Source organism: Gemmatimonas sp. (assembly GCF_044345575.1).
Lineage (GTDB): Bacteria > Gemmatimonadota > Gemmatimonadetes > Gemmatimonadales > Gemmatimonadaceae > Gemmatimonas.
This window is the reverse complement of record NZ_JBIJAW010000126.1, coordinates 1-8,988: the sequence shown is the minus strand read 5'-3', so window position 1 is coordinate 8,988 and position 8,988 is coordinate 1. Positions and strand designations below refer to the sequence as shown.

The following is an 8,988-nucleotide window of genomic DNA, read 5'->3' as shown; positions in this document are numbered from 1 at the left end:
CCCGAATCGTTCTACCGAATTCCTCCCGTCTGCCGTCTGTAGTGCCTGCCGTCTGCCGTCTGCCGTCTGCGGTTCAACGAGCATCAGGCACACACCACCGTCACACCGGGAACAGCATCTCGCGATAGCGCGGCAGCGGCCACTGGTCGTCGGCGATCGCGAGTTCCAGTGCATCGCTGGCTTCGCGCACATCCGCCATGGTGTCGCACGCCGTGCTCGTGAGGTACACCGCCTGCGCGGCGAGATCATCATGCATGTGCTCGGCCTTCGCCGTGGCCTTGGCGAGCTCGGTGCGCTTCTGCTGCAGCGCGCTCACCAGCTTGGACGTCGCGTTGGCGGCATCGACGATGGGCTGCATGTTGATACCGGCCGACGCGCCCTGACCGGCCGCGCCCGCGAGCTGGCCAAGGTACGCGTACGCTGCCGGCAACACCTGCGTATCCACCAGCTGCTGCAGCGTGTGCAGCTCGATGAGGATGTCCTTCACGTAGCGCTCGAGACGCACATGGTAGCGGCTCTCGAGTTCGACCTGCGTGAGGATGCCCGTGTTGTCGAAGAGCGACTTCGCCGCGTCGGTGCGGAGCTGCGCGAGCGCTTCCGGCGTGCGACGGAGGTTGAGCAGCCCGCGACGGTTGGCTTCCACCACCCACTCGTCGGAGTAGTTGTTCCCCTCGAAGCGCACGGCGGTCGTTTCCTTGAATGCCTTGCGCACAACGGTGAACGCCGCGTCGTCGGTGCTCTTGGCCGTCTTGAGTTCCTTCTTGAGCTCTTCGGTGAGTTCCGCGATGGCTTCGGCCACGGCGGCCTGCAGCAGCATCACCGGGAACGCGATGCTCTGCGACGCGCCCACGGCGCGGAACTCGAACTTCGCGCCGGTGAAGGCGAACGGCGACGTGCGGTTCCGGTCGGTGTTGTCCTGCTCGACCTCGGGGAGCTTCGCCACGCCGAGCTTGAGCATCGCCTGTTCGGCGTTGGTCGGCGACGTGTTGCCGGCCGCGATGTCTTCGATGACCTGCGTGAGCCCCGAGCCGAGGAAGGCCGAGATGATAGCCGGCGGCGCTTCGTTGGCGCCGAGGCGGTGCTCGTTGCCGGTGACCGCAATACCCGCGCGCAGCAGACCGGCGTGCTTGTGCACGCCCTTCAGCACCGCGGCGAGGAAGATCAGGAAGCGGATGTTCTGGTGCGGCGTCTTGCCCGGCTTGAGCAGGTTGGTGCCGTCGAGCTGGTTGTCCGCGGCGATGGCCATGGACCAGTTGCAGTGCTTGCCCGAGCCGTTGATACCGGCGAACGGCTTCTCGTGCACGAGCGCCTGCAGGCCGTGACGCAGCGCGACCTTACGCAGAATTGCCATCACGAGATGGTTGTGGTCCACCGCCACTTCGCTGTCCTCGAAGTACGGCGCCATTTCGAACTGGCTCGGCGCGACTTCGTTGTGACGCGTGGTGATGGGCACGCCGAGCTTGTAGAGCTCCGTTTCCACTTCGCTGATGCACGCCTGCACGCGCTCGGGGATGCCACCGAAGTAGTGGTCTTCGAGCTGCTGGCCACGCGGCGGCGCGGCGCCCACGAGCGTGCGGCCGGCCATCACGAGGTCGGGGCGCAGCGCGAAGTGGCCGCGGTCGATCATGAAGAATTCCTGCTCCACGCCGAGCGTGGTGATCACGCGCAGCACACCGGTGTCACCGATGAGTTCGAGCAACTCCGTGGCCCGCGCGGACAGCACGTCGCAGCTGCGGAGCAGCGGCGTCATTTCGTCGAGGGCTTCGCCGTTGTAGCCGATGAACACCGACGGAATGCAGAGGTACTTCACGCCGCCCGTTTCGCTGATGAACACCGGCGACGCCGGGTTCCACGCGGTGTAGCCGCGCGCTTCCCAGGTGGCGCGGAGGCCGCCCGACGGGAACGACGAGGCGTCGGGCTCCGACTGAATGAGCTGCTCGCCCGAGAACGTCTCGATGGGGAGGCCGTTTTCGTCGAACGTGAGGAAGGCGTCGTGCTTTTCGGCGGTAAGCCCCGTCTGCGGCTGGAACCAGTGCGTGAAGTGCGTCACGCCACGGGAGATCGCCCACTCCTTGATGACCTGCGCCACGACGGGCGCGATGTCGGAGTCGAGCTTTTTGCCGAGGCGGATGGAGGCCGCGAGCTTCTTGTAGACGTCCTTCGGCATCTTCGCGCGCATCTGGCGCAGGCCGAAGGTGTTCATGCCGAACCAGGTGCTCGTCGGCAGCTGGACGCCGTTCTCTTCAGGGCGCGCGGTGTGGCGCGGGGCGCGGTGCGCGATCTCGCGCAGGGCAGCGATACGCGAGTTGTTGTTGTTGGCCATGGACGGGGCTCAAGAGTAGGTCAGGTGGGTCCGGTTTCCCGGGTGCCACCGATGTTGTGCAATCGGTGCATAAACATCGCAGCATTCTGCCCGTTATCCAACCCATTTGGGGTGTTTTCGGGCAGGTTTAGTGCAATTCATGCACAAATCAATGAACAGTAGGGAGATTTTGCCTATTTATTCGAACAAAAACCGAAAATCACCGGAGCGCGACTGTCGCACGGAAGGTCGAGCATTCTCACTGTGCCCTTCATATTGTTGAGTCATGCCTCCGAACCGCTGTGCACTGGAGGGGGCGTGCGGCTGACCCAAGAGGAGCAAATGATGTCGACGAATTCTCGGAAGAGCGCCGTTCTCAAGCGTGATCAGGCAGCCGCGCCGGAGGTGAAGACGCTCACCGAGCAGAAGGGGAGCAACTATCCGCCCGGTCGTATGCTCATCGCGTCGCCGCTGGCGGTGCAGGAGGAATTGGCGAAGGTGCCTCCGGGTCGCGTGATCGCGGCGCCTGTTTTGCGCGCGCAGCTCGCCCGTCGGTTCGGCGCCGATTACACCTGTCCCATCACCACCGGGATCTTTCTGCGCATCGTCGCCGAGGCGGCGCTGGAGGAAGCGCGCGACCACGAGGTGCCCGCGTGGCGTGTGGTGTCGGAGAACGGGGCACTGCTCGACAAGCTGCCCGGTGGTCCGGAGCGTCAGGCGGAGCGGTTGCGGCGTGAGGGTATCGAGGTCGAGAAGCGTCGCGCGCGATGGTTCGTGACGAACATGGAGGCCGTGGGCGTTTCACCGTAACGCGATGACGGGCAACGGATGTCGTGCTATTCTCCGGCATGACCCGTCGCCCTGTGGTGCCCGTGCTGTCCCTCGCGCTCGCCGTCACGGCGGCGTGCAGCGATGCCCCTGCTCCCGAGAAGGCGCCGGTGGCCTACAGCGCCCCTGTGCCGCGGCCGCCCACCCCCGGCGACTCCCTGTGCCCGCGCGACGGAACGTGGCGAGCGTGCCATCTCGAGGACCGCATCAACAAGTCGGGGATGGGTATCCGGGTGCTCGACACCATCACGGTGCCATACTTCGACGCGAAGGGGACCCGCTACAAGATCGGGAAGACGGCGAAGCTGGTGGCGTTCTTTTTCGCGGACTCGGCGACCGGCGCGGCGGCTACCGACAAGCTGGACAAGCTGCGGCTCACGCCGCCGGGTGACAGCATCGGCAAGTGGCCGAGCGCGCCGTTCGAAGCCATTCGCACGGCGAACATGATCGCGGTGCTGTTCGAGGTGAACGCGACGCAGGCCGAGCGGGTGCGGTTGGCGCTCACCGCGGGGGCGCCGCAACCGTTCACTGCCCAGCCGGATACCCAAACCGTGCAGAAGCTGCCGCCCGCCACGGTGCGCTGAGGGTCCGGGCGGGTGAGGCGTCCTCCCGTCTCATATCAGCGACTGAGAATGCTTCCCGGGGCTGAGTTGGCAGCGGCCAGCCTGAAAAAGGGGGTCAGCGCGCCGCTGCGGCGTCCTGACTCTCCAGCACCGCGCCCAGCGCCTCGGCGGTCCAGGTGATCGCGTTGGTGTAGTACTCGCCCACCTTCGACGGATCCACGCCCATCTCCTTGGCGATTTCCGACGCGTTTTCGAACAGGCCGAGTTCGTAGCTTTCGGCGAAGTTGATCGCGTCCGCGTAGGGCCCGGTACGATCGATGAGCGCTTCGGTGGCTTCCGCACTCAGCACCACGCGTTCGAGGATCTCATCGAGCGGCATGCGGAACACCGCATCGAGCAGTGAGAAAAGTCCCACGAGGAACAGGGTCCCCGCATCGCGGCCGCTACCGACGAGCTGTTCGCAGAGGCGGCCACGCTCGACAGCCTGACGTACCAGTTCCTGGTCGACGCCGTTCGTGCTCTTGCGCGCCGCGGCCACGGCCACCGCGAGCCAACGGAGGAACGCGCTGCGGCCGATAAGCCGGAGTGCCTGTCCGATGCTTGCGACGCCGCGCCCACCCAGCGCTGCGCTGTTGACGAGACGCAGCAGCTGGAAGGTGAGCACGGGGTCGGTGGCGATCACGTCCTCGAGCTGGTGGTCGCTGATCTTCTGGTCGCGAGCCATACCCATGAGCCGCATCGCCGCCACCGTGCTCTGCGGCATGTCGGCCGCGGGGAGCGGTTCGGGACGACTGAAGAAGGTGCCCTGGAAGCCGTCGAACCCACGCTCGAGGGTGGCTTCATACTGATCGAGCTCTTCCACGTGCGACGCGACGAGCTTGGGGTTCCCCTTACTGTGGGTGACCCGGTCGCAGATGGCGTTGATCGTAGCGGCACCACCACTGCGGGAGTCGATGCGTACCCAGCTGACGTGCGGCAGAAAGGCTTCGGCCGGCGCCGGGGCTGCCCCCACTTCGTCCAGGCCCAGCTTGCCACCGGCGGCGGTAAAGCGGGCGATTGCCTCGTTCATTTCGGCATCGGGCGCCAGCGAGGCGGGGAGCATCACGATCACACTGCCCGGCTCGGCGACCAGATAGGCGTCGGCGATGAACTGTTCGCGCGTGGTGCTCACGAACGCCGGAAGCCGGTTGCGCACCAGATCGAACGTACCGCTCAGGAAGCTCTGGGCGAATGAGCCCGGCCCATCGACGCTGCTGAACCGGATGTCGTACCCGATGAGGGAGCCGGTTCCACCGAAGACAGGCTGACGAACGAGAGCGAAGTCGGACATGGCAAAAGCGAGATTCAGCTGGAAAAGGGGTGGCGCGAGAGCGCCCATCCTGACGACTTTCAGACGATCAAGCGACCGTCCGGGGCACGGCCGGTCCGCCATTGGCGACCAAACGGCACTGCCCCGTCATTCAGTATCGTCCCCGAAGCTTCCGAGATGAGTCTTTCGACCCTCGACGGGACCCTGCACCGTGGGTGCGGGGGCCGCTACGCCCTCCAGACGGAAACGGTCACCATGCGCCTGAGCGGCATGGCAGCCGAGGTCACCCGGGAGTTCTTCCGGTGCGAGAAGTGCGCCCACGAACAGCGTACCATCGAACAGCGGGACGCAGCGGAAAAAGCGGCGACGGAGCTCATCCGGGCCGAGCATGACCTGCTCATCCCCAAGGCCATCCGGCAGCTGCGGGAGTCGCTGGGGCTCACGGTGGCGCAGTTCGCGGAGCTGATCTACGGCACGCCCAAGGGGATCGTGGACGGCTGGGAGAAGGGGAAGTACCTGCAGAACCGCGAGGCCGACGCGCTCATTCGCAGCCTGGCCGACCGCGAGACGCTGGAGAAGCGGGCGGCAAAGGCCGGGGTAAATCTGCCGGCGTTGGATCCGGCGCTGAACCTGGCAGCGGCCAGCCCTGCCGTGACCCCACCGGCCGAATCGACGGCCGAGTCGGTTACCTGAGCGCGGCTGGCAGGGGGCGTTGCTGCTCCTGCCTGATCGCGTGACTCAGCAGCGTATCGCGCCCGTAGACATCGGGACGAAACTGCAGCGTCCCATCGCTGCCGGCGAAGGCCGTGGCGTATGTAATGCGCACGGGGATCGCGGTCGCGAGCGTCACCACGGTGCGTCGGCCCGTGGCAATCACCGAATCGATACGGGCGCGCGTCCATCCCTCGGGTCGTAGCAGCAGCTCGGCGAGTTCGTGCGGGCGCTGCACCCGGATGCACCCGTGTGAATGGGCGCGATCGGGCAACGCGAACAGCTCCTTGGCCGGCGTGTCGTGCATGTACACGTTGAAGCGGTTCGGGAACATGAAGGCGATCTGTCCGAGGGCGTTCCAGGGCCCGGGCACCTGCTGGATCTCTCGCCCCACCCATACCATGTGGTTGCGCACGAGATAGTCCGGGTCGCGGCGCAGCTTCGGCAGAATCTCCTTGGCGGCGATGCTCGGCGGCACGTTCCACGCCGGGTTGAGCACGATATGGGTGAGGGTGTCCACGAACATCGGGGTCTTGTGATTCCGGGCGCCGATCACCACCCGCGTCTCGAACACTGGCAGGCTGTCGGCGAAGACGAAGGCACGATAGTCGGCGAGGTTCACGGTGATCCACCGATTGCCCGCCACCGTGGGGAGCCAGCGTGCGCGTTCCATCCCCAGGCGCACCTGCTCGACCCGGCCCCCCACGGGCACGTTGAGGGCGGCGATGGTCGCTCGGCCCACGACGGAATCGGCCAGCAGGCCATGCCGCTCCTGGAAGTGCGCGACCGCCGCTGCCAGCGTCTCGTCGAAGGCGACCGTCCGATCGGTGGTACTGGGAATCCCGAGGTCTCCGTGCTCCTCGAGCAGCCGGCGCAGCTGCGCCACCCGGGGTCCCCGCGTGCCGCGCCGCAACGCGGGGCCGGCGGGCATGACGCCCCAACCCGCGCGGCGTTCGATGGCGCGCAGACGCTCGAGCGCGTCACGCAGCCGTACGTAGCCTACGGTACGCGGCGCCATGGCGAGCAGCGCCCGTCCGGGGTCCGTCTCGGCATCGGCGGCATCGGCGAGGGCTCGCAGCAGTGAGTCGCCCTTGATGCGCCGCCGTGCGTACGCATCGTCGCGGTGTACTGCCCCCGGTACGGTGAGTCCCACCGCGAGGTCTTCGGCGAAGCGCAGGGCCACGAAGGAGAGCTGCACGTCGGCGTGGGCGAGTGCGGCCGGGGTGGGGGCATCGGGATGACGGAGGGGGTACGCCTGCGGGTCGAGTCCCTCATCAGCCGCTGAGGCGATCGCCTGCGCCAGTCGCTCCCCGGCCGCTGTGAATCCGCGCGCGTCGGTCCAGGCGGGTTCGAAGTGCCGATCGGTGTAGAAGCGCATGATCGCGCCGAGCAGCGCACGATCGTGTCCTCCCGCGGCCGATGGGTCGAGCGCGCGGACGAGCGACGCGATGGCCGCGGATGGCGGCGCAGGAGGTGGCTGCCGGACGACCGCGTGTGCCGCCGACGGGCGGACCACGGCGGCGCAGAGCAGCAGGAGCCTCCCCAGGCTACGGATTACGGTCGGGTGACCCATGGCCGGAAGATGTGCGCGCCGGGTGCCATATTCCGTCGGACAAAACCTCACGTCCCTCACCTCGAGCGTCCCATGCCCTGTCGCACGCGCCGACTGTGCGTACCCCTTGCCGCGGCTCTGCTGCTCTCACCGCCCGCCGCGCGCGTCGATGCGCAGGACCGGTCGCAGTCCCGCTCCATGGTGCAGTCGCACCTTGGCGTCGTGGCCAGCGAGAGCGTGTTGGCCTCGCAGGTGGGCGCCCGCATCCTCGAGCAGGGAGGCAATGCGGTCGACGCGGCCATTGCCATGAACGCGATGATGGGGCTCGTGGCGCCGATGAACGACGGGATCGGCGGCGATCTCTTCGCGATCTACTACGAGGCCAAGACCGGAAGGCTGTACGGTCTGAATGCGTCCGGTTGGGCGCCCAAGGCGCTCACGGCGGAGTATCTGCGTGCCAAGGGGAACACGCGCATGCCGCAGCGCGGCATCGACGCCGCGACGGTGCCGGGGGCGGTGAAGGGGTGGGAGGCGCTGCGCATGCGCTTCGGGCGCCTGAGCTTCGGGCAGATTCTCGCGCCGGCCATTCAGTACGCCGAAACAGGTTTCCCCGTGGGTGAAGTGGTGAGCGTGTACTGGAAGGACAGCGAGAACGTACTGCGCGCCGACCCGGCGACGGCCAAGACCTTCCTCCCCGGTGGGAAGCTGCCCGAGGTGGGTGACATGTTCCGGAACCCCGAGCTGGCGTGGACGTATCGCCAGATCGCGGCGCAGGGGGCGAAGGCGTTCTATACGGGCAACGTGGCGGCGAAGCTGCTGGCCAGTTCGAAGACGCATGGCGGCACGATGACCGCGGCCGACCTCGCTGAGTACGAGGTGGAGTGGGTGACGCCGATCTCGACGACGTACCGGGGATGGACCGTATACGAACTGCCGCCCAACGGGCAGGGGATCGCGGCGCTCATGATGCTCAACATCATGGAGCAGTTCGACCTCAAGGCGATGGGGCACAATTCGGTACAGGCGCTGCACCATGTCATTGAAGCGAAGAAGCTCGCGTACGCCGACATGCAGCGTTACGACGCGGATCCGCGCTTTGCGACGGTGCCGGTGAGCGGCCTCATCTCCAAGACGTATGGCGCGGCGCGCGCGAAGCTGATCAACGCCTCGGCGGCCAATTGCAGCGTGCCTGTGGGGACGCCGGAAGGCACGGACAACGGCACGACCTATCTGAGTGTGGTGGACAAGGAGGGGAACCTGATCTCCTTCATCCAGAGCAACTACAGCACGGTGGGCTTTGGCGCGGGCCTGACGGTGGCCGACGCCGGGTTCGTCTGGCACAACCGTGGCGGTGGGTTCTCCCTCGACGCGGCGAGCCCCAATCTCATCGCCGGCCGCAAGCGACCGCTGCACACGATCATTCCCGGCTTCATGGAGAAGGGTGACGAGAAAATCGCGTTCGGCATCATGGGTGGCTGGAATCAGTCGCAGGCGCATGCGCAGTTCGTGGCGAACATCGTGGACTTCGGCATGAACATTCAGGGGGCGCTCGATGCGCCGCGGTTTTCGAAGGAAACGTTTCCGGGATGCGATGTGAATTTCGAGTCGCGCATCGCGAAGAGCACGCGCGATTCGCTCGCCGCCATGGGGCACCAGATCGTGATGCGTGGTGATTACTCGAGCACGCGCATGGGCGCGGGGCAGGCATCGCAGCGGAACATGA

7 protein-coding genes are annotated in these 8,988 nt (G+C 66.6%); 4 read left to right on the top strand and 3 right to left on the bottom strand.

All coding sequences use genetic code 11. The annotated features are described in order from the left end of the window. Positions 1–100 precede the first annotated feature (100 nt). Positions 101–2,323, bottom strand: coding sequence for a glutamine synthetase III (locus ACIQ6O_RS09140; protein WP_396207476.1), 2,223 nt, complete (start codon positions 2,321–2,323; stop codon positions 101–103). A 324-nt stretch (positions 2,324–2,647) separates the two neighbouring features. Here ACIQ6O_RS09140 and ACIQ6O_RS09135 point away from each other — a divergent pair, with 324 nt between their 5' ends. Together ACIQ6O_RS09135 and ACIQ6O_RS09130 are read left to right on the top strand one after the other, a co-directional pair. Beyond that, positions 2,648–3,112 carry an MGMT family protein gene (locus ACIQ6O_RS09135; RefSeq protein WP_396207475.1) on the top strand — a complete coding sequence of 155 codons (465 nt, stop codon included), beginning with the start codon at positions 2,648–2,650 and terminating at the stop codon, positions 3,110–3,112. Between the two features lie 38 nt (positions 3,113–3,150). Then, positions 3,151–3,714: a hypothetical protein gene (locus tag ACIQ6O_RS09130; protein WP_396207474.1), complete on the top strand. Its 564-nt coding sequence runs from the start codon at positions 3,151–3,153 to the stop codon at positions 3,712–3,714. A gap of 94 nt (positions 3,715–3,808) precedes the next feature. Here the strand turns inward: ACIQ6O_RS09130 and ACIQ6O_RS09125 are convergent, their stop codons facing one another. Beyond that, positions 3,809–5,023 carry an EAL and HDOD domain-containing protein gene (locus tag ACIQ6O_RS09125; protein ID WP_396207473.1) on the bottom strand — a complete coding sequence of 405 codons (1,215 nt, stop codon included), beginning with the start codon at positions 5,021–5,023 and terminating at the stop codon, positions 3,809–3,811. A 156-nt stretch (positions 5,024–5,179) separates the two neighbouring features. On the opposite strand from ACIQ6O_RS09125, the gene ACIQ6O_RS09120 reads away from it, so the two are divergent. Continuing rightward, entirely contained in the window at positions 5,180–5,695 is a 516-nt protein-coding gene (locus ACIQ6O_RS09120) for a type II TA system antitoxin MqsA family protein (protein WP_396207472.1), read from the top strand. Here ACIQ6O_RS09120 and ACIQ6O_RS09115 read toward each other — a convergent pair. Beyond that, a complete protein-coding gene (locus ACIQ6O_RS09115; protein ID WP_396207471.1) occupies positions 5,688–7,286 on the bottom strand; it encodes a murein L,D-transpeptidase in 1,599 nt (532 codons plus the stop codon). The genes ACIQ6O_RS09120 and ACIQ6O_RS09115 overlap by 8 nt on opposite strands. A 72-nt stretch (positions 7,287–7,358) precedes the next feature. Here ACIQ6O_RS09115 and ggt point away from each other — a divergent pair. Then, positions 7,359–8,988: gamma-glutamyltransferase (gene ggt, locus ACIQ6O_RS09110; protein WP_396207470.1), on the top strand; the 1,630-nt coding region annotated here is incomplete at its 3' end.

Excerpts from the sequence above, each read along its gene's own strand:
- ACIQ6O_RS09125 (WP_396207473.1), bottom strand. The coding sequence starts at position 5,023 with ATGTCCGACTTCGCTCTCGTTCGTCAGCCTGTCTTCGGTGGAACCGGC.
- ACIQ6O_RS09135 (WP_396207475.1), top strand. The coding sequence starts at position 2,648 with ATGTCGACGAATTCTCGGAAGAGCGCCGTTCTCAAGCGTGATCAGGCA.
- ACIQ6O_RS09130 (WP_396207474.1), top strand. The coding sequence starts at position 3,151 with ATGACCCGTCGCCCTGTGGTGCCCGTGCTGTCCCTCGCGCTCGCCGTC.
- ACIQ6O_RS09120 (WP_396207472.1), top strand. The coding sequence starts at position 5,180 with ATGAGTCTTTCGACCCTCGACGGGACCCTGCACCGTGGGTGCGGGGGC.
- ACIQ6O_RS09140 (WP_396207476.1), bottom strand. The coding sequence starts at position 2,323 with ATGGCCAACAACAACAACTCGCGTATCGCTGCCCTGCGCGAGATCGCG.
- ACIQ6O_RS09115 (WP_396207471.1), bottom strand. The coding sequence starts at position 7,286 with ATGGGTCACCCGACCGTAATCCGTAGCCTGGGGAGGCTCCTGCTGCTC.